We start from the raw sequence: 17,831 nt of genomic DNA, 5'->3' as shown, positions 1-17,831 counted from the left end.
GACCCTGTATACCTGTCGGTCGGGGTCGGCGTCAGCCGGCGCGCAGCAGTTCGGTCATCTCCGGCAGGTCGAAGAACTGGGCGGTCTCCGCCGCGGACGGGCTGCCGTGCGCCGGGTCGGCTCCGGCCGCGAGCAGCGCGCGGACGGCGTCGGTGCTGCTGCGGAAGACGGCGGCGGCCAGGGCCGTCTGGCCCCGGTCGTTGACCCGGCTGTGGTCGGCGCCGCGGCTGAGCAGGGCGGCCACCGTGTCCGGGTGGGAGTGGTACGCGGCCAGGATCAGCAGCGTGTCGCCCTTGTCGTTGGTGAGGTTGACCGGCAGGCCGGCGTCGAGCTGCGCGGCCAGTTCCTCGGTGGAGCCCGAGCGGGCCAGGTCGAACATCCGGTGGGCGAACGCCAGCGTCGCGGCGTCGAGGTCGTCGGTCACCGCTCCAGGTTAGGCCCTGGCGCCCTGATACGTTGCTCGGCCGGCGCGCGGGGAGAGGGATCCGATGGGTGAGACGGTGTACGTGGGCAACGCGGGTGTCGACGGCGCCACGAACGCCGGCTGGCTGCTGGGGCACTTCGCGCCGCCCGGGGAGGTGCGGCACAGCACCGACGTCGAGGTGAAGTGGGGTGTGCACCCGCCGGGGCAGGCCCGGTCGCGGTGGGCGACGGGGGAGCGGCGTACCACTCTGCTCGTGCTCGTCGAGGGGTGTTTCCGGGTGGAGTTGCCGGACCGGACGGTGCGGTTGGCCGAGCCTGGCGACTACGTGGTGTGGGGCCGCGGGGTGGACCACTCGTGGTACGCCGAACGCGCGTCGGTGGTGCTGACCGTCCGGTGGCCGTCGGTGCCCGGCTACCGGGCGGACCCTCCGGTGCTGCGCTGAGGCCGACGGACGCCGTCCCACCAGACGGAATTACCTACTAAACCTATAGGCTTTGCCGGCTAGAGTACGGGGGCACCCCACCGAACGACCCCGCGAGGACCGCCATGATCCACCACAGCCCGGAGCGTGACCTGCTCGCCGTCGCCGCCCGGTGGGCCGACCCGACCGGCTGGCCGGTGCCGCTGCGGTTCGACGCCGCCGAGCGCTGGTACGCGCGCCTCGCCGCCGACGACGACCACGAGGTGTGGGCACTGAGCTGGCTGCCCGGCCAGGGCACCGACCTGCACGACCACGGCGGCTCCGCCGGGGCGTTCCGGGTCGTCGCCGGCGCCCTCACCGAGGAGACCGTCGCCGCCGGCCGGCTGCGTCCACGGCTGCTGCCCGCCGGCGCCGGCCGGCGCTTCGGCGCCCGCCACGTCCACCAGGTGACCAACAGGGGTACGACGCCTGCGGTCAGCGTGCACGTCTACCGGCCGGCGCTGCGCCGGATGACCCGCTACCACCTGCTCGACGGGCGGCTGCGGGTCGCCGAGGTCGCCGAGGCCGGACGCTCCTGGTGAGCGCCGCCCAGCCTCCGAACCAACCCCCCACGCACCGGAAGGAACCGATGATGCTGACGACCGCCGAGCACTGTCCGGCCCCCGTACCGCCGCCGGGCTCCCAGGGCATCGACGAGATCCTGGCCGCCGCCCGCGCCCGGCTCGACCGGCTCGACCCGGAACGGGCGCACCTGGCGTACCGGAGCGGCGCGCTCCTGGTCGACATCCGGCCGGCCGCCCAGCGGGCCGCGCACGGCGTGGTGCCGGGTTCGCTCGCCGTCGAACGCAACGTGCTGGAATGGCGCTTCGACCCGCGCTGCCCGGCCCGCCTGCCCGAGGCGGTCGACTACGACGTACCTGTGGTGATCCTCTGCCAGGAGGGCTACACCTCGTCACTGGCCGCCGCCGCGTTGCAGGACATCGGCCTGCGCCGCGCCACCGACGTGGTCGGCGGGTTCGCGGCCTGGCGGATCGCCGGCCTGCCGGCTCTCGGTCCGACCCCGCTGCACCGCGCGTTCCCTCTCGCGTCCCCGGTCACCGCCGGGTCGGCGCGCCACTGACCGCCACGCCGCACCGGGCGTGGCGGTCGTACCGCCATCTCAGGAGGCACCATGTCCGTCGTCGCCATCCCCACCCGCCCCCACCACCCGGCGGCCCGCGCCGCCCGTCCGCGCACCGGCCCGACCCTGACCATCACCCTCGACCTCGCGGCCGGGCCGCTGACCCCGCGACTGGCCCGGCTGGTGCAGCTCATCGGGGAGCTGGCCGAATCCGGTGAGGGCCAGCTGCGCGCCGTCGAGGACGTGCCCCGGCCGCGCACCGCGCCGAGCACCGTCGAGCAGGCCGCCGACGCGGACCACGTGCACATCCTGGCCGGCTCGCGGATGGTCCTGCGGGGCGAGCAGGTCGTCGCGCTGACCCGCATCGAGTACGAGCTGCTGCTGTTCCTGGCCGAGCGGCCCCGACGGGTGTTCACCCGCCTGCAACTGCTGTCGAGCGTCTGGGGCTACGAGCACGCGGTGGCCCGGACGGTGGACGTGCACGTCCGGCGACTGCGCGCCAAGTTGGACGGCACCGAGCTGGTCACCACCGTCTACGGGGTCGGTTACCGGTTGGCCGACGAGGCGCGGATCAGCGTGGACCACGCGCGCTGAGCACCGGCCGGGTGGCGGCCCGACGTGACGTGACAGGCCCCGGTGAACCGGGCGGGGACCCCCGTAACGGGGCATCTCGCAGGCTCTGCTGTAATCATCTGGCTTCGTACGCAGAGCGAGCACCCGGCTCCGATGTGTTCGTCAATTGTCACATTCATGCAACGCAGCCGCCTCTTGACCCTCGCCCGGACGCCGGGAAGCATCGATGAAGCGGCGTCCCGGGCCGTGGGGAGATACCCGGACAAGCCCAAGGAGGACCATGTCGGTCAGCCCCGCCTCGTCGCGCGCCGGATGGCATACGTCCCAACCCGCGGTGCCCGGTCGACCTCCCGGCGGTCAGCGCCGCCCGGCGAACACCGCCGCGCCGATGCTCACCGTGACGCTGTCCATCCCCCTGGCCTGTGAGGAGTCGCTGACCCCGCCGGCGCGCCGCCTGCTGGAGGCGGCCCGCGAGATGCTGGAGCGGGGCGAGGCCGTCATCACCAGTTCGGTGCCTGTCGACCGCCGCCCCGACAGCGTGCCGGCCAACCGGGCACCGGCCCGGGCGATCAGCCCGACCATCCCCGCCCTGCACATCCTCGCCTCGTCCCGCTCGGTGCTGCGCGACGACGAACCGCTGCCGCTGACCCGCCTGGAGTTCGACCTGCTGCTGCACCTGGTCGCCCACCCCCGGCGGGTGTTCACCCGACTGCAACTGCTCAACGCGGTATGGGGGTACGAGCACGCCGGTGTCCGTACCGTCGACGTGCACGTCCGCCGGCTGCGCGGCAAGGTCGGCGTGGACGTCCCGCTGGTCACCACCGTGTACGGCGTCGGCTACCGGCTGGCCGACGACGCCCGGGTCACCATCGACCGCACCGGCTGACCGCCGCCACCGCCGCGCCCCGCTCGGGGCAGGATGGTCCGGTGCGCATCCGTCCCATCTCGCCCGGGCTGCTCGTCGACGAGCTGACCGGCCGTCTCGTCGACGCCGCGGCCACCGCCGAGCCCGCCCGGCTGCGGGTGGCCGTCGACGGCGCCCCCGCCGCCGGCCCGGATGAGCTGGCCGCCGCGCTTATCGACCCGCTGCGCGCCCGCGGCCGCCCGGTGCTGCACGTACGCGCCACCGACTTCCTGCGACCCGCCTCGCTGCGCTTCGAACTCGGTCGGACCAACCCGGACGCCTACTACGAGAGCTGGGTCGACGAGACCGGACTGCGCCGCGAGGTCCTCGACCCGGCCGGCCCCGGTGGCACCGGCCGACTGCTCCCGTCCCTGTGGGACGCCGACGCCGACCGGGCCAGCCGGGCCCGCTACGTCGACCTGCCACCCGGCGGCGTGGTCCTGGTCAGCGGCGCGCTGCTGCTCGGCGGCGGCCTGCCCTTCGACGTCACCGTTCACCTGGCGCTGTCGCCCGCCGCGCTGCGGCGCCGCACCGAGGAGGCCGGGCACTGGACCCTGCCGGCCTTCGACAGGTACGCCGAGGAGGTCGTCCCGGCCAGTTTCGCCGACGTGGTCGTACGGGCCGACGACCCCCGCCACCCGGCCCTCGTGGAGCCCGGCGGGGACGCCTGACAACCACCGAAAACTGGCCGGTTTGATCGACTCGTCCGGCGGGTACTCGCCCGGCTCACAGAGCGCGGGTGACAGCCCGCGTACCGGATGCGACCGTGACCGGGGCCCCGCGCCGCCGGCACCCGGTTCACCTTGAGCCACTGGCCCAGGAAAGGCAGGCAGCGATGCTCGTCCACGACACGGTCGGTACGGGCCGATCCCAGACGGAGATCGACCAGATCCGGCAGTCCCTGCAGGCTCGCTACGACGAGCTGACCGCCGAGTACGAGCAGGCCGTCCTGCAGAGCCAGGTGCTGCGGCTGGTGGAGGTCGGGGACACCGCAGGCGACGACCAGGCCGACAGCGGCACCAAGACCGCCGAACGGGACACCGCGCAGTCCCTCCTGCGCACCATCCTCGACCGGCGCGCCCAGTACGAGCACGCCCTGGGCCGGCTCGCCGAGGGCACGTACGGCTGGTGCGAGGGCTGCTCGGCGGCGATCCCGGTGGAGCGGCTGGAGATCTTCCCGGCCGCCACCACCTGCGTGACGTGCAAGCAGACCCGCGAGCGGCGGGCCGCCTGAGCGAGGCCAGCGGTTGCCGGTCGGTCCGCGACACGATGGACTCCACAGATGGGTGACATCCTCGTGGGCACCGCGTCCTGGACCGACCGCACACTGCTGGACTCGGGCTGGTATCCGCAGACCGCGGACAACCCGGAGAAGCGGCTGGCCTACTACGCCAGGCAGTTCCCGCTTGTCGAGGTGGACGCCACCTACTATTCGCCGCCCGCCGAGGCGACCGCCCGGCTGTGGGCCGAACGCACCCCGGACGGCTTCACCTTCAACATCAAGGCGTTCAGCCTGCTGACCGGGCATCCCACCCGGGTCAGCGCCCTCTACAAGGACCTGCGGCCCGAGACCGAGAAGAAGAACGTCTACCCCGACGACCTGCCGGCGCAGTCGTACGAGGAGGTGTGGACGCGCTTCCTGTCCGCGCTGGACCCGCTCGTCGAGGCGGGCAAGCTGGGCGCGGTGCTGTTCCAGTTCCCGCCCTGGTTCACCATCAAGCGGGCCAACAAGCAGTACCTGCTGGAGGTGGCGAAGCGCTGCGCGCCACTGCGGCCGGTCTACGAGTTCCGGCACGCCTCCTGGTTCGACGGCGACAACGCCGACGAGACAGTGGCGTTCCTGCGCGAACACCGGCTCCCGTTCGTCTGCGTGGACATGCCGCAGGGTCACCGCTCGTCGGTGCCGCCGGTGCTGGCCGCCACCGCGGACCTCGCGGTGGTGCGCTTTCACGGCCACAGCGACAAGTGGACAAGCAAGGACATCCACGAGAAGTTCGGCTACCACTACTCCAAGCGGGAGCTGGCCGACTGGGCACCGAAGCTGCGCGAGCTGGCCGACGACGCCGGACGGACCCACGTGCTGATGAACAACTGCTACCGGGACTACGCGCAGACGAACGCCAAGACGCTCATCGGGCTCCTCGACGCCGACTGACCTCCCGTCTCACCCGACCGGGGTGAGGTCGGCTCACCCACCCCCGCGGCAGTGTGGACACGGTGCGTGCGGACGCCCCTCGGGTGGGCCCACGCCGGAGACGACACGGAGGTGACGGGGATGACGGTTCGAGTGGTGACGGATCGACGGCGCGGTGCCGTCCTGCACGTGGTCGGCGCGGCCGACGACGCCCGGCGCGCACCGCAGCGCAGCCCGGTGCGGGCCCGTCGTGGCCCGGTGGGGCCGCCCCGCCGCGACGACGACCGGCGGTGGGAGAGCACGGAACGGAGGTCGACCAATGGCTGACACCATGATCTCGGCGTTCGAGTCCTCGCTGGACAAGACGAATCTGATCCTCAAGGACATCGAGGCCGCCTACGGCTGGCCCAAGGATCGGCGCAACCAGTCGTACGCGGCCCTGCGTACGGTGCTGCACCTGCTGCGCGACCGGTTGCCGGTGAACGAGAGCGTCGAGTTCGCCCAGCAGTTGCCGGTGCTGGTCCGGGGGATCTACTTCGACGGGTGGAACCCGTCGGACGTCCCGATCAAGCTCAACCGCGACGACTTCCTCTACGAGGTCCGCCAGGGCTTCCCGTACGACGTCGACGGCGGCCCGGAGCGTGTGACGCAGGTGGTGCTGGACACCCTGCGCCGGCACATCACCCAGGGTGAGTGGCAGGACGTGAAGGAGACCATGCCCAAGGATCTCGCCACGTTCTTCCCGTGAGTCGTGAGGTCGTGGGACGCCTCGGGCGCACTCAGCCGTCCGAGGTGTCCGCCTCGGCGGGCGACGGCACCCGGGACACCGGATGCCCGGCCCGCCGGGCCAGGCCGGCGAAGGTGACCGCGTCGGTGACGGCGGCGCCGCCGGGGTCGTTGTTGAAGTAGACGTACGCCGGCTCGTCCGCACCGAAGGCGTCGGTCAGCCGGCCCGCCCAGGAGCCCAGGGCGGTACGCCCGTAGTGCGGCCACGGACGGGCCCGCCCCTCGTGCAGGCGCAGGTAGCCGAAGTCGGTGGTCCGCCAGCGCGGGGCGACCGGCCGACCCAGCCGGTCCGCCCAGACCAGCGCCGCCCTGTGGCGTTCCAGCACCGACCGGGTGGCGGCGGTCCACCACGACGGGTGCCGGGGCTCCACCGCGACGCGTACGTCGGCCGGGAACAGCTTCAGCGTCGCGTCGAGCGCGTCGACGTCCGCCCGCAGGTTGGGTGGCAGTTGCAGCAGCACCGGGCCGAGCCGGTCACCGAGCGCCGTTGCCCGGCCGAGGAACCGGGCGACCGGTTCGGCCGGCTCCCGCAGCCGCTTGATGTGTGTCAGGTAGCGGCTCATCTTCACGGCCACGCAGAAGTCCGCGGGGGTCCGCGCCCGCCAGGCGGCGAAGGTGTCCCGCTCCGGCAGCCGGTAGAACGCGTTGTTGACCTCGACTGTGGCGAACCGGTCCGCGAAGTGCTCCAACCACAGCCGCTGCGGCAGCGCCTGCGGGTAGAAGCGGCCCCGCCAGTCCCGGTACTGCCAGCCGGACGTGCCCACCAGAATCACCCCACCATCCTGGCATCGTCCCCGCCGCAGGTGAACTGCCCGTGTCGCCCCGGTTCGGCGTCTACGGTGAGGGTTAGAGAAGATCGCGCGTGGGGTACCACCCGCAGCACGACGGACCCCGACGTATGGCGGGGCGGCACACCCGAGGGAGTACCGATGGCACTCAACGACGATGACATGCAGACCACGGGCGGCGGCGGCCTGGAGGGTCCGGCCGACGGCGGTGCGACCCCGGGTCACCAGGATGGTGGCGCTGACGGTGGCGCGGAGGGTCCGGCCGATGGTGGCGCGACCCCGGGCCAGCAGGATGGTGGCGCTGACGGTGGCGCGGAGGGTCCGGCCGATGGTGGCGCGACCCCCGGCCAGCAGGACGGCGGCGCCGACGGCAGCGCCCGGTAACGGCCCGTCATGACGCATCTCGACCCGCCGGGCGGCCACGGCCGCCCGGCGGTTTCGTCCGCCGCCGAGGCGCTGGCCCGCTGCGTGTCGGTCGAGCCGGCCAAGTTCGCCGCGGCGCACTGGGGACACACTCCGCTGCTGTCCCGCGCCGCCGAGCTGCCCGACCCGGCCGGCTTCACCGACCTGTTCAGCCCCGCCGACGCCGACGAGTTGCTCAGCCGGCGCGGTCTGCGTACCCCGTTCCTGCGGGTCGCGAAGGACGGCCAGCTCGTGCCGGCGGCCCGCTGGACCGGCGGCGGCGGTGCCGGCGCCGAGATCGGCGACCAGGTGCTCGACGAGCGGGTCCTGGAGCAGTACGCGGCCGGGGCCACACTCGTGTTGCAGGGGCTGCACCGGATCTGGCCGCCGCTCGTCGACTTCGCCCGCGACCTGGGGCTCGCCCTCAACCAGCCCCTCCAGATCAACGCCTACCTGACGCCGGCGGGCAGCCAGGGCTTCGCCACCCACTACGACACCCACGACGTGTTCGTGCTCCAGGTCGACGGCCGCAAGCACTGGCGGATCCACCCGCCGGTGCTGCCCGACCCGCTGGAGAAACAGCCGTGGGGCGGCCGCGCCGACGAGGTGTCGGCCACCGCGCAGGGCCCCGCCGCGCTGGACGTGGTGCTCGCCCCCGGCGACGCCCTCTACCTGCCGCGTGGCTGGCTGCACAGCGCGCAGGCGCAGGACGCCAGCTCGCTGCACCTGACCGTGGGCATCCGCGCCCTCACCAGGTACGCGCTGGTCGAGGAGCTGCTCGCCCTGGCCGCGGAGGACCAGCGGCTGCGCGCGAGCCTGCCGTTCGGCACCGACGTCGCCGACCCCGACGCCATCGAGCCGGAGCTGACCGAGACGGTGGAGGCCCTGCGGGACTGGCTGCTGCGCGCCGACCCGGCCGCCGTCGCCGCCCGACTGCGTCAGCGTGCCTGGCCGGCCGCCCGACCGGCGCCGATCCGACCGCTCGCCCAGGCTGGCGCGCTTGCCGCGCTGGACGCGGACTCCCGGCTCACCCCACGCCCGGGCCTGCGCTGGCAGGTCGTGCCGCACGGAACGGACACGGTGGCGTTGCGGCTGTTCGACCGCACCATCACCCTGCCCGCCTCCTGCGAGCCGGCGGTCCGTGCCGTGCTCACCGGCACTGTCACCCGCGTCGGTGACCTGCCCGGCCTGCCCGACGACGCCGACCGGCTCACCCTGGCCCGCCGCCTGCTACGCGAGGCCGTCCTGGTCCCGGCGTGAGCTGGCCGACCGGGGCCGCGATCAGCTCGATCCGGAGGGTGTTGGTGACCTCGTCGGTCAGCTCGCCCTGTGCCCCGAACGAGATCGCGCCCTGGTCGGTGACGCCGAAGACGAGTTCCACCGCGCCGGCCTTGAGGACCAGCGGGTCGTCGCCCCCGGCACCGGCGGCGACCACCGCGCGGATCGTGGTGATGGCGTCCACAAGGGTCGCCTCGACCGCGCTGTGACGCAGCTCGTGCCGCTCGTGGAGATCCTCGGCGACGAGCGTGATGTCGATGGTGTGGGTCCTCTGGTGGGCGTGCCGTCGCTTCCTCCAGGTGGCGTTTGATCTCGGGGTCGAAGTTGGTGCCGATCGGAAGGGAGCGGGCGTCGCGAAAGACGCTGTCGACGCCGAACCGGTGAGTCAGCGCATGGTCGATCAGGGTGGCGACGAACTCCTCGTCGTCCGCGCGGTAGCTCAGATAGAAGCTGACCATTTCGCGTACCGTAGCGGAGATCGGGAGTGGATTGGTCGCGCCGGCCGTCGGCTATTCGACACCCGACACCGGGTCAGCTTCCGAGGATCAGCAGCAGCGCGGTGGCCACCACGCCCGCGCCGAGCACCACGGTGATCGGGCGTGGCCCGAGCATCGCGTGCCGGCGGTCGGCGAGCACCCGTGCCGGCACCAGGCCGATCAGTGGCCCGAGCAGGGTCACCACAAGCGCCAGCACCGGCATCCCGACGGCCAGGTCGCCCCCGTACCCGACGCCGAGCGCCCGGGCGCCGGTGCCCAGGGCGTACGCCAGCACCGCGCCCGCCACGCCGCAGAGCGCGAGCAGCGGGTTCACCGAACCGGGCAGCTCGCCGGGCTGGCCGGCCCGGTCGAGCAGGTCCCGGGCACGGGTGAGAAGCAGCACCGGGTCGGTCGCCCCGGTGCCGTTGCTGGGCGCGGGCGGGCCGCCGAGGCGACGCGCGCCCAGTCGGGCGCGTACCTGCTGCCACAGGTGCGCGACCTCCGCGTCGACGCGCTCCTGCTGCTCGCGTGCCGCGACCAGTTCCTGCTCGGCGGCGCGTACCTCGTCGGTGGCGTCGGCGACGGCCTGGTCGGCGGCCGCGCACTGCCGCTCGTACCAGGTGTGCGCCTCGGCGCGCTGCTCGCGGACCCGGGCGGTCAGCTCGGCCAGTCGCCGTAGCTGGGCCGCGTAGGTCTCACTGGTCACCGGCTGGTTCATCGCGACGGTCCATACGGGATGATCACCTGTCCGGTGCGGTGCACCGCCCGGTCGAAGAAGAGCCCCCGCCACGGCCGGGGATACCAGTCCGGGCCGCCGGTGCCCGGGTAGAGCGACGCGCCCAGCTCGCCGCCGTGCGCGTCGAGTGCCACCCAGGCGCCGATCTGGTCGGTGCGGGCGGCCGGGCCGCCCAGGTCGGCACGCATCCGGGCCACTCCCCGCCACCAGGCCAGCACGTGGGTGCGGCGTTCCGGCCCGTCGTGCAGGATCCGGCGCAGCTGTTCCAGGCCGGTACGCTGACCGGCCGGCGCGGCGAGGGTGCCGGCCGCCGCGTCGACGGCGAACAGCAGCAGGTAGTGCGGGCTGCCCGCGCCGCCGAGACCGTCGGCCGTCTCGGCCATCAGCTCGCCGACTGTCTCCTCGTCGTACCAGTTGGCGTCGTCGGCCAGGTCCTCGTAGAGGGCCCGGGCGATCGGGTCGGCGTCCGCGTCGAGGCAGGCGATGGAGAAGCGCGCGGTGCCGCTCGGGTGTTGGCGGGCCAGGGAGCGGGCCGCCGCGTCCAGCACGGCGCACGCCTCGTCGACCCTGGTACCCAGCACCGCGAGGTTGCGTCCGGGGGCGCGGGGAAGCCGCAGCGCCGCCGAGCGGGACTGCACGTCGATGATCTCGCCGAGCAGGGCCACCGGGCTGCGCGGGGCGCTGCCGTCCGCCGGGGCTTCGAGCGCGCGGTAGTCCGGGGCCTCGGCCAGCCGGGGGATCGCGTCGCCGTCGAAGAGCCGCGCCGGCGCCGCGTCGGCCGGACGCATCCGCCACAGCCGGTGCTGGAGTTGGCTCCACGTCTCCCAGTCGCTTGCCGACGGGATCCGGGCGACCTCGTTGCCCTCCACCATGCCCGACTCGGCGTTGACCACCGCATGCCAGCGGGGCAGCGACTGCGCGGCGTCGTTGCGTTCGGCGAGGATCCGCAGTGCCTTGGGCAGCGCGATGCGCAACGTGAACTGGGCGACAAGCGCCGGACGGCCCCACAGCGCCTCGATGCCCCGCACGTCCTGCGAGGCGAGCACCAGGTGGATGCCCTGCGAGCGGCCCCGCCGCGCCAGGTCCTCCAGCAGGTCGGCCGCCTCCCGGGCGACGACGTCCCGGCCGGCCAGCAGCATCTGGAACTCGTCGACCACGGCGACGATCCGGGGCCAGTGCCCGGTGGGATCGACCGCGCGCAGCTCGGCCAGCTTGGTCACCTCGTGCTTCTTCGCCGCGTCGGCGCGGCGACGCAGCTCCTCGGTGAGGAACCGCAGCAGCGCCAACCCGAACTCCCGGTCGGTGTTGACGTTGATACCGACCAGGCGCATGTGCGGCAGCCAGCTCGGGTCGCGCCGGCCCTGCGCGAACCGGGCGAACGACACCCCCTCCTTGAAGTCGAGCAGGTAGAACTCCAGCTCGGAGGGGGAGTAGCGGGCGGCCAGCGCGCCGATCCAGGCGAAGATCAGGTTGGTCTTGCCGGTGCCGGACGGGCCGCCGATCAGCGCGTGCGGCGGGTAGTCGCCAAGCGTCAGGCGGACCGGGCGGCCCTGCGGCCCCTCGCCGATCGGGGCGGTCAACCCGCTGGCCGAGTCCTCCCGCCACATCTGCTCCGGCGGCGGGAGCAGGTCGGTGAACGGCGTCGGCGGTGGGCCGGCGTTCACCTGGGCCGCGATCTCCCGGCAGGTCTCGGTGACAAGCGTCGCGGGCGGCGGTGGGTCCAGTCGGACCGGCAGCCCGGACGGCCCGCCGATCAGGGCGCCGGACGCCCCGGCCACCACCCGGGTCACCGTCGGGTCGTCGGGCAGCGGGATGCCCCGCACCACCAGGTGCACCCCGCAGGCCGCGCCGGCCCGTACCACGCGTTCGAGCTGGCCGCGTTCGTGCCGGCTCAGCTCGTCGCCGCCGAGCAGCACCGCCACCCGCCACGGTTCGGGGCGGCGGCCGGTCGCCGAGGCCAGTTCCCGCAGCGAGCCGTGTTCGCCGGCCAGCACCGTCTCGTTGATCCGGCGGATCTGCTCGACCAGGTCGTCGAGCAGCCCGCCGAGGCCACCCGGGCCGACGAAGGTGAGCAGCCCGGCCGTGCCCAGCGGGGCGAACCCGGCCAGGCCGCCGCCGAGGTGCTCCGGGTCGTACCCGATCAGTCGGACCGCCCCGGGGTCGGCGCGGCCGGCGGCGCGCAGCAGCAGCGCGGACACCACGGCGTCGCAGCCGGCGCGGTCGTCACCGGAGAGGTGGACGTGCCCGGCGTCGAGCAGCGGCACCAGCGCCGGCACCGGATCGACGTCGTCGATGTGGACAGTGCCGATCCGCAGCGCACCCGGCGGCTCGGCGCGGCGGGTGGGGGTGGGTGTCCACCCCGGCCAGTCGGCGCCGGCGCAGCCGGGCGCCTCCCGCAGGGCGGCGTCGGCGGCGTGCCGGGCGAGCTGCGCGATGCGGGCGGAGTGCCGGGCGTCGATCTCGGCGAGCCGGCGGTCGCGTTGGGCGCCCACCCGCTGCGGTACGGCGGCGGCCGCCCGCCGGACCCGGGTCAGCCGCTCGCGACCGGCGGTCAGGTCGGCCTGGGCGGCCGACAACCGGGTACGCGTCGCGCCCAGCGCCTCACCGAGGGTCTCCCGGATCCGGGTGGCCAGTTGGCCGCGGCGGTCAGCCATCGGAACCCCGGCGGGTGGGCGCGTCCCGCCACGGGCTGCCCGTTCGCGGCGGCAGCCCACCGGAACGCTGGGCGGCGTTGCCCGCCGGCCGCTGACCCGCGCCGCCGGTGCGCTGGCCCACGCGTGTCGGCTGTCCCGTGCCCGTCGGCTGCGGCCCGGCGCCTGGCTGTCCCGCGCCGCCCGGCCGTGGGTCGGCGTGCGCGGGCAGGTCACGGCCGAGTCGGGCGAGCAGCAGCCCGGTCGCCACGCCCGCGGTCACCGCCGAGTCGGCGGCGTGTGGTGGCTCTCCCGAGGTGCGCGGCGGCGGCATCCGGCACACCCGGGTCAGCAGCGTCTCCAGCACCGGCGGCGGCAACCCGGGCAGCAGATCGCGGACGCGGCCGTCCAGCTCGCCGCGCAGCCGGCCGAGGTCGGCGGCGCGGGGTGGATGCCCCAGCAGTTCGCCGGCCAGTTCCCGTAGCAGCGGCGGTGCCAGCGCGGCCAACCCCAGCCCCACGTCGGCGGGGGCGCGGCGCAGCTCGGTACGCAGCCGGTCCCGGTCACTCGCGCGGACGCCGCCGACGACCCGGCGCAGCAGCTCCTGCGGGTCGCTCAACCGCTCGTCGGGTTCGTCGTCGGCGCCCTCGCCCTCGCGCCCTCCGGTCAGCTCCGCCACCCGCACCGACCACCAGCGGCGCATCCGGACCTGCTGGGCGGACTCCGGCGGCACGGCGGTCGGCCCGGCGTCCGGCGGCGTGTCGTGTCGGGGAGCGCGCTGCTCCTGCCGGGGCGGGGGAGCGCCGTCCCCGGCCAGGCCGATCGCGGTCAGGTACGCCGAGAGCTGCTCCTGGGCCACCTGCAGCGCGTACCCGGCGCTCTCGGCGTGCTCGGTGGCGGCGGACAGCTCCGGCACCCCCATCGGGTTCGCCGATTCCTGGCGTACCCAGCGCAGCCGCTCCGCGGCCAGGCCGAACTTCTCCAGCGCCTGCCCGAGCAGGGCCAGCGGGAACTCCTCGCTGGCGGCGCGGACCTGCCCACCGACATCCTCGATGATGGACATGGCGGCCTACAGGGTGGCGACGTAGAGCTGCGCCTGCTCCACCGCGACGAGTGTCGCGCCGAGACAGTCCTCCAGCTCCTGGCTGGCCTGGGTCAGCGAGGCCTGGGCCGCCTCGACTGTCTCGTGCCCGCTGCCCTCCAGGGCGCCAGCCAGGGTCTGCTGTGCCTCGGCCAGTTTCTCGCCGGCCGCCTGCACGGCTGTCTGCCCGTCCCCGATCTGTTGGAGGGCGACATCGATGGCAGCCTTCAGCTCGGCGACGCTCGCCACTGCGGAACCTCCTGGGGGCGGGGAGATCTCCATTAGAGCCTATCGGCGTCGCGGAAAGAACATCCGCCCTGTCGGTGTTCCTGCCCGCCTGTCCGGAAGGCCCCCGGAAGCGCCGGGAGTCCGTTCTGTGGGAGTCCCAGTGCGAGAACTTCTCAACTCTCGCGGAGCCAGCGCGGCCCGTACACCTCGGCGCCCAGGGCCGTGACCCGCTCGCGCAGTTCCCGGTCGGCGGTCACCACCAGCCGCCGGCGCCGCGGAGCGTTCGCGACCAGATCGACCACGCTGTCGTCGCCCGAGCCGGGAGCGGAGACCACCCGTACGCCGTCCGTGCCGGGCACGTCCCGCGCGGCGCCCTCGACCACCAGGATCACCTCGACGGGCGCGGGCAGCCGGGCCGGCAGCCCGACGGTCGCCACCGGGGCGAGGGAGTCGCGCAGCCGCGCGGCGGCCCCGACGCGGTCCCGCCACCACCCGTTCGGGCGTGAGCCCACCACGTTGGCGCCGTCCACGATCAGCAGCGGGGTGTCATCCATGTCGCCAGCCTGCCACCACCGGGGCGGCGCGGGCCGAACCGCCACACCCGAACCGCCCGCGCGCCCGGTGCGGCGTTTGTCGGGCCCCGCGCCGGGTAGCCCCTGCCGACCGTGCCGCGCCCGACTGCGGAGGACAGACATGATGGGACCCGGTGACCTCGGCTCCGACCCGTGGGACGAATTCCTGGCCCGGTACTTCGGCCGGGGTGAGGGAGGACGCCGACCGCCGCACCGGGTCGACATCACCCGCCTGATGACTGCCGACGCCCGGGAGATGCTTGCCGACGCGGCCCGCCGGGCGGCGCAACGGCACAGCAGCGACCTGGACACCGACCACCTGCTCTGGGCGGCGCTGCAACGCGAACCCCTGCGGGACCTGGTCCGGCGTGCCGGCGCCGATCCGGACACGCTGCTCAACGCGCTCGGCGGCAAGGGCGACGGCGCGCCGCGCGGCGAGGTGCCACCCAACCTGTCGTTGACCCCGGCGGCCAAGCGGGCGCTTCTCGACGCCCACCAGCTGTCCCGGGCGATGGGGGCCAACTACATAGGCCCCGAGCACATCCTCATGGCGCTGCCGCTCAACCCGGAGTCGCCAGCCGGCCGGATGCTGGCCGCCGGCCGGATCCAACCCGAGTCGTTGCAGGCCGCCAACGCCGAGCGCGGCCCGATGAACGGCCCGAAGCCGGACCGCGGCACCCCCACCCTCGACCAGTACGGGCAGGACCTCACCGACCTGGCCCGCAACGACCAGATCGACCCGGTCATCGGGCGGGCCGACGAGATCGAGCAGGCCGTCGAGATCCTGTCCCGGCGTACCAAGAACAACCCGGTGCTGATCGGCGAGGCAGGTGTCGGCAAGACCGCAATCGTCGAGGGGCTGGCCGAGCGGATCTGCGACGGGGACGTGCCGCAGACCCTGCTCGGCAAGCGTGTCGTCCAACTGGACCTGGCCGGCCTGGTCGCCGGCACCCGTTACCGGGGCGACTTCGAGGAGCGGCTGAAGAAGGTGATCGACGAGATCCGGGCGCACCGGGACGAGCTGATCATCTTCATGGACGAGATCCACACTCTGGTCGGCGCCGGTGGCGCCGGCAGCGAGGGCGGGATGGACGCGTCGAACATGCTCAAACCGGCACTGGCCCGCGGTGAGCTGCGCGTCATCGGCGCCACGACCCTCGACGAGTACCGCAAGAGCATCGAGAAGGACGCCGCGCTGGCCCGGCGCTTCCAGCCCGTGCTGGTGCCCGAGCCCGGCGTCGACGACACGATCGCCATCCTGCGCGGCCTGCGCGACAGGTACGAGGCACACCACCAGGTGCGCTTCACCGACGAGGCGCTCGTCGCGGCCGCCGAGCTGTCCGACAGGTACGTCACCGACCGGTTCCTGCCGGACAAGGCCATCGACCTCATCGACCAGGCCGGCGCTCGGGTGCGGCTGCGCACCCGCACCCCGGCCTCCGACGTGCGGGAGCTGGAACAGGAACTCGATGAGGTACGCCGGGACAAGGAGCAGGCCGTCACCGACGAGCAGTACGAGCGCGCCTCGGCGCTGCGCGACCGGATCTCCGAGCTGGAGGAGGAGATGCGCCGCGCCAACGGCGACGACGGCGCGACCTCCCAGGTGCCCGAGGTGGGCCCGCAGGAGATCGCCGAGGTGGTCTCCCGGGCCACCGGCATCCCGGTCAGCCAGCTCACCGAGGAGGAACGCGACAGGCTGCTGCGCCTGGAGGGCCACCTGCACGAGAAGGTCGTCGGCCAGGACGACGCGGTCACCGCTGTCGCCGAGGCGGTCCGCCGCTCCCGCGCCGGGCTGGCCGACCCGGAGCGCCCGATGGGCAGTTTCCTGTTCCTCGGCCCGACCGGCGTGGGCAAGACCGAGCTGGCCCGCGCGCTCGCCGAGGCGCTGTTCGGCGAGGCGGACCGGATGGTGCGCGTCGACATGAGCGAGTTCCAGGAACGGCACACGGTCAGTCGGCTCGTCGGTGCCCCGCCCGGGTACGTCGGCTACGAGGAGGCCGGCCAGCTCACCGAGGCGGTGCGCCGCCGCCCGTACGCGGTGGTGCTGCTCGACGAGATCGAGAAGGCCCACCCGGACGTGTTCAACATCCTGCTCCAGGTGCTCGACGACGGGCGGTTGACCGACAGTCAGGGCCGTACGGTGAACTTCAAGAACACCGTACTGATCATGACGAGCAACCTCGGCTCGGAGCTGATCACCGGCACCCAGCGGGCCGTCGGGTTCGGCACCGGCGCGCCGGGCAGCGAGCAGGAGAACGACGAGCTGCGTGAACGGCTCATGCGCCGCCTCCAGGAGAACTTCCGGCCGGAGTTCCTCAACCGCATCGACGAGGTGATCATCTTCCGTCGGTTGGAGGCCGAGCAGCTGCGCGACATCACCGCTCTGCTGCTGGAGGAGACCCGCCGCCGGCTGCACGCCCAGGACATCCAGGTCGAGTTCACCACCGCCGGCATCGACTGGCTCGCCGAGCACGGCTACCAGCCGGAGTTCGGGGCCCGCCCGCTGCGCCGGGTGATCCAGCGGGAGGTGGACAACCACCTGTCCCGGATGCTGCTGGAGTCGGCGATCTCGCCCGGACAGAAGGTCACGGTCGACGCCCGCGACGGGTCGCTCGCCTTCGACGTCACCGCTGGCGAGCGGGGGTACACCGCCGCCACGACGACACACCCGCGATGAGCGGGGAGCGACGAGGCGAGCCCGGGGAGCCGCACGAGGACGCGGACTCCGAGCAGGCCCGGGACGAGGACGACCATCCCGACCCGATCCTGGCCTCGCCCACCGCGAACCCCCGCCGCACGCGGGTGCCACCGGAGGGCCTGCACCCGAAGACCGACCAGGACGACCCGGAGACGTCCGACCGCCGCCCGCGAGAGGAGACCTGATGGTACGCGAAGCTCGGCTCGACCCCGAGGTGGAAGTGCTCTGGGAGGACTTCCACGCCGAGGTCAACGTTCCGTCGGAGCAGTTGCGCACGTGGCTGCTGACCCGGGGGTCCGGTGAGGAGTCGTTCGGGTCCAACCCGACCCTCGACCTGCCCCAGCCGGGCCGGGAGATCCTCAAGGTGCTCAACAAGCGCAAGGTCGACCTCACCCCGGAGGACATCGAGGTGATGCGGGAGGCGGTCGAGCGGATCCGGGAGCTGATGGACGCCAAGCCGCCGCGCGGCAACGCCGACGACACGTGGCGGCACTCCCTGCTCGACCTGGGCCACGACCCGCTCGTCGAACGCTGAACGGCGCCACACGCAGGCGGTGCCGTCCCGGTTCGGGACGGCACC

General features: G+C 73.8%; 22 protein-coding genes and 1 pseudogene. 15 read left to right on the top strand and 8 right to left on the bottom strand.

The window, feature by feature from the left end; all coding sequences use genetic code 11:
- Positions 1-31 precede the first annotated feature (31 nt).
- Positions 32-424: an ankyrin repeat domain-containing protein gene (locus tag AB0N27_RS09385; protein ID WP_364365596.1), complete on the bottom strand. Its 393-nt coding sequence runs from the start codon at positions 422-424 to the stop codon at positions 32-34.
- 64 nt (positions 425-488) lie between these two features.
- On the opposite strand from AB0N27_RS09385, the gene AB0N27_RS09380 reads away from it, so the two are divergent.
- The 10 genes from AB0N27_RS09380 to AB0N27_RS09335 all read left to right on the top strand — a co-directional run bounded on the left by AB0N27_RS09380 (position 489) and on the right by AB0N27_RS09335 (position 6,324).
- Positions 489-866: a signal peptidase I gene (locus AB0N27_RS09380; protein WP_364365593.1), complete on the top strand. Its 378-nt coding sequence runs from the start codon at positions 489-491 to the stop codon at positions 864-866.
- A 104-nt stretch (positions 867-970) separates the two neighbouring features.
- Entirely contained in the window at positions 971-1,426 is a 456-nt protein-coding gene (locus tag AB0N27_RS09375) for a cysteine dioxygenase family protein (RefSeq protein WP_364365591.1), read from the top strand.
- Positions 1,427-1,476: 50 nt separating this feature from the next.
- Positions 1,477-1,965: a rhodanese-like domain-containing protein gene (locus AB0N27_RS09370; protein WP_364365588.1), complete on the top strand. Its 489-nt coding sequence runs from the start codon at positions 1,477-1,479 to the stop codon at positions 1,963-1,965.
- A 51-nt stretch (positions 1,966-2,016) separates the two neighbouring features.
- Positions 2,017-2,559, top strand: a complete 543-nt coding sequence (locus AB0N27_RS09365; protein WP_364365585.1) for a winged helix-turn-helix domain-containing protein — start codon at positions 2,017-2,019, stop codon at positions 2,557-2,559.
- 259 nt (positions 2,560-2,818) lie between these two features.
- On the top strand, positions 2,819-3,424 hold the full coding sequence (locus tag AB0N27_RS09360; RefSeq protein ID WP_139587869.1) for a winged helix-turn-helix domain-containing protein: 606 nt from the start codon (positions 2,819-2,821) through the stop codon (positions 3,422-3,424).
- 41 nt (positions 3,425-3,465) lie between these two features.
- Positions 3,466-4,113, top strand: a complete 648-nt coding sequence (locus AB0N27_RS09355) for a uridine kinase (protein ID WP_364365581.1) — start codon at positions 3,466-3,468, stop codon at positions 4,111-4,113.
- Positions 4,114-4,277: 164 nt separating this feature from the next.
- On the top strand, positions 4,278-4,676 hold the full coding sequence (locus AB0N27_RS09350; protein WP_364365578.1) for a TraR/DksA C4-type zinc finger protein: 399 nt from the start codon (positions 4,278-4,280) through the stop codon (positions 4,674-4,676).
- 48 nt (positions 4,677-4,724) lie between these two features.
- Positions 4,725-5,597 (top strand): DUF72 domain-containing protein, encoded by an 873-nt coding sequence (locus AB0N27_RS09345; protein ID WP_364365576.1) that lies wholly within the window; start codon positions 4,725-4,727, stop codon positions 5,595-5,597.
- Between the two features lie 120 nt (positions 5,598-5,717).
- The gene (locus tag AB0N27_RS09340; protein WP_364365573.1) at positions 5,718-5,903 is read left to right on the top strand and encodes a hypothetical protein; all 186 of its coding nucleotides are present in this window, start codon (positions 5,718-5,720) and stop codon (positions 5,901-5,903) included.
- On the top strand, positions 5,896-6,324 hold the full coding sequence (locus AB0N27_RS09335; protein WP_364365570.1) for a DUF2267 domain-containing protein: 429 nt from the start codon (positions 5,896-5,898) through the stop codon (positions 6,322-6,324). Before AB0N27_RS09340 ends, AB0N27_RS09335 begins: the two co-directional genes overlap by 8 nt.
- Positions 6,325-6,355: 31 nt before the next feature.
- On the opposite strand, the gene AB0N27_RS09330 is transcribed toward AB0N27_RS09335, so the two are convergent.
- Positions 6,356-7,135 carry a DUF72 domain-containing protein gene (locus AB0N27_RS09330; RefSeq protein ID WP_364365567.1) on the bottom strand — a complete coding sequence of 260 codons (780 nt, stop codon included), beginning with the start codon at positions 7,133-7,135 and terminating at the stop codon, positions 6,356-6,358.
- A gap of 156 nt (positions 7,136-7,291) precedes the next feature.
- Between AB0N27_RS09330 and AB0N27_RS09325 the strand changes: the two are divergent.
- A pseudogene (locus AB0N27_RS09325) lies at positions 7,292-7,528 on the top strand (hypothetical protein); the annotation flags it as partial.
- A gap of 15 nt (positions 7,529-7,543) precedes the next feature.
- On the top strand, positions 7,544-8,812 hold the full coding sequence (locus AB0N27_RS09320) for a cupin domain-containing protein (protein ID WP_364365564.1): 1,269 nt from the start codon (positions 7,544-7,546) through the stop codon (positions 8,810-8,812).
- Here AB0N27_RS09320 and AB0N27_RS09315 read toward each other — a convergent pair.
- The 6 genes from AB0N27_RS09315 to AB0N27_RS09290 all read right to left on the bottom strand — a co-directional run bounded on the left by AB0N27_RS09315 (position 8,763) and on the right by AB0N27_RS09290 (position 14,535).
- Positions 8,763-9,014, bottom strand: coding sequence for a hypothetical protein (locus tag AB0N27_RS09315; RefSeq protein ID WP_364365560.1), 252 nt, complete (start codon positions 9,012-9,014; stop codon positions 8,763-8,765). The two genes, AB0N27_RS09320 and AB0N27_RS09315, sit on opposite strands and share 50 nt — an antisense overlap.
- 347 nt (positions 9,015-9,361) lie before the next feature.
- A complete protein-coding gene (locus AB0N27_RS09310) occupies positions 9,362-10,024 on the bottom strand; it encodes a hypothetical protein (RefSeq protein WP_364365557.1) in 663 nt (220 codons plus the stop codon).
- A complete protein-coding gene (locus tag AB0N27_RS09305; RefSeq protein ID WP_364365554.1) occupies positions 10,021-12,696 on the bottom strand; it encodes an FtsK/SpoIIIE domain-containing protein in 2,676 nt (891 codons plus the stop codon). Before AB0N27_RS09305 ends, AB0N27_RS09310 begins: the two co-directional genes overlap by 4 nt.
- Positions 12,689-13,735, bottom strand: a complete 1,047-nt coding sequence (locus AB0N27_RS09300; RefSeq protein ID WP_364365551.1) for a hypothetical protein — start codon at positions 13,733-13,735, stop codon at positions 12,689-12,691. Before AB0N27_RS09300 ends, AB0N27_RS09305 begins: the two co-directional genes overlap by 8 nt.
- Positions 13,736-13,741: 6 nt before the next feature.
- Positions 13,742-14,002 carry a hypothetical protein gene (locus AB0N27_RS09295; protein WP_364365548.1) on the bottom strand — a complete coding sequence of 87 codons (261 nt, stop codon included), beginning with the start codon at positions 14,000-14,002 and terminating at the stop codon, positions 13,742-13,744.
- Positions 14,003-14,154: 152 nt separating this feature from the next.
- On the bottom strand, positions 14,155-14,535 hold the full coding sequence (locus AB0N27_RS09290; RefSeq protein WP_364365545.1) for a hypothetical protein: 381 nt from the start codon (positions 14,533-14,535) through the stop codon (positions 14,155-14,157).
- 139 nt (positions 14,536-14,674) lie between these two features.
- Between AB0N27_RS09290 and AB0N27_RS09285 the strand changes: the two genes are divergently transcribed.
- The 3 genes from AB0N27_RS09285 to AB0N27_RS09275 are packed head-to-tail and all read left to right on the top strand — an operon-like array spanning position 14,675 to position 17,786.
- The gene (locus tag AB0N27_RS09285; RefSeq protein WP_364365542.1) at positions 14,675-17,230 is read left to right on the top strand and encodes an ATP-dependent Clp protease ATP-binding subunit; all 2,556 of its coding nucleotides are present in this window, start codon (positions 14,675-14,677) and stop codon (positions 17,228-17,230) included.
- The gene (locus AB0N27_RS09280) at positions 17,227-17,436 is read left to right on the top strand and encodes a hypothetical protein (protein WP_364365539.1); all 210 of its coding nucleotides are present in this window, start codon (positions 17,227-17,229) and stop codon (positions 17,434-17,436) included. The genes AB0N27_RS09285 and AB0N27_RS09280 overlap by 4 nt, the downstream gene beginning before the upstream one ends.
- The gene (locus tag AB0N27_RS09275) at positions 17,436-17,786 is read left to right on the top strand and encodes a DUF3140 domain-containing protein (RefSeq protein WP_139587701.1); all 351 of its coding nucleotides are present in this window, start codon (positions 17,436-17,438) and stop codon (positions 17,784-17,786) included. Before AB0N27_RS09280 ends, AB0N27_RS09275 begins: the two co-directional genes overlap by 1 nt.
- The last annotated feature ends 45 nt before the right edge of the window (positions 17,787-17,831 follow it).

Source organism: Micromonospora sp. NPDC093244 (assembly GCF_040683695.1).
Taxonomy (GTDB): domain Bacteria; phylum Actinomycetota; class Actinomycetes; order Mycobacteriales; family Micromonosporaceae; genus Micromonospora.
Note: the sequence above shows the minus strand (reverse complement) of the source record. Positions and strands in the feature narration are given on the sequence as shown.

Coding starts and splice junctions, on each gene's coding strand:
- AB0N27_RS09380 (WP_364365593.1), top strand. CDS start 489: ATGGGTGAGACGGTGTACGTGGGCAACGCGGGTGTCGACGGCGCCACG.
- AB0N27_RS09375 (WP_364365591.1), top strand. CDS start 971: ATGATCCACCACAGCCCGGAGCGTGACCTGCTCGCCGTCGCCGCCCGG.
- AB0N27_RS09370 (WP_364365588.1), top strand. CDS start 1,477: ATGCTGACGACCGCCGAGCACTGTCCGGCCCCCGTACCGCCGCCGGGC.
- AB0N27_RS09365 (WP_364365585.1), top strand. CDS start 2,017: ATGTCCGTCGTCGCCATCCCCACCCGCCCCCACCACCCGGCGGCCCGC.
- AB0N27_RS09360 (WP_139587869.1), top strand. CDS start 2,819: ATGTCGGTCAGCCCCGCCTCGTCGCGCGCCGGATGGCATACGTCCCAA.
- AB0N27_RS09350 (WP_364365578.1), top strand. CDS start 4,278: ATGCTCGTCCACGACACGGTCGGTACGGGCCGATCCCAGACGGAGATC.
- AB0N27_RS09345 (WP_364365576.1), top strand. CDS start 4,725: ATGGGTGACATCCTCGTGGGCACCGCGTCCTGGACCGACCGCACACTG.
- AB0N27_RS09340 (WP_364365573.1), top strand. CDS start 5,718: ATGACGGTTCGAGTGGTGACGGATCGACGGCGCGGTGCCGTCCTGCAC.
- AB0N27_RS09335 (WP_364365570.1), top strand. CDS start 5,896: ATGGCTGACACCATGATCTCGGCGTTCGAGTCCTCGCTGGACAAGACG.
- AB0N27_RS09320 (WP_364365564.1), top strand. CDS start 7,544: ATGACGCATCTCGACCCGCCGGGCGGCCACGGCCGCCCGGCGGTTTCG.
- AB0N27_RS09310 (WP_364365557.1), bottom strand. CDS start 10,024: ATGAACCAGCCGGTGACCAGTGAGACCTACGCGGCCCAGCTACGGCGA.
- AB0N27_RS09305 (WP_364365554.1), bottom strand. CDS start 12,696: ATGGCTGACCGCCGCGGCCAACTGGCCACCCGGATCCGGGAGACCCTC.
- AB0N27_RS09300 (WP_364365551.1), bottom strand. CDS start 13,735: ATGTCCATCATCGAGGATGTCGGTGGGCAGGTCCGCGCCGCCAGCGAG.
- AB0N27_RS09290 (WP_364365545.1), bottom strand. CDS start 14,535: ATGGATGACACCCCGCTGCTGATCGTGGACGGCGCCAACGTGGTGGGC.
- AB0N27_RS09285 (WP_364365542.1), top strand. CDS start 14,675: ATGATGGGACCCGGTGACCTCGGCTCCGACCCGTGGGACGAATTCCTG.
- AB0N27_RS09280 (WP_364365539.1), top strand. CDS start 17,227: ATGAGCGGGGAGCGACGAGGCGAGCCCGGGGAGCCGCACGAGGACGCG.
- AB0N27_RS09275 (WP_139587701.1), top strand. CDS start 17,436: ATGGTACGCGAAGCTCGGCTCGACCCCGAGGTGGAAGTGCTCTGGGAG.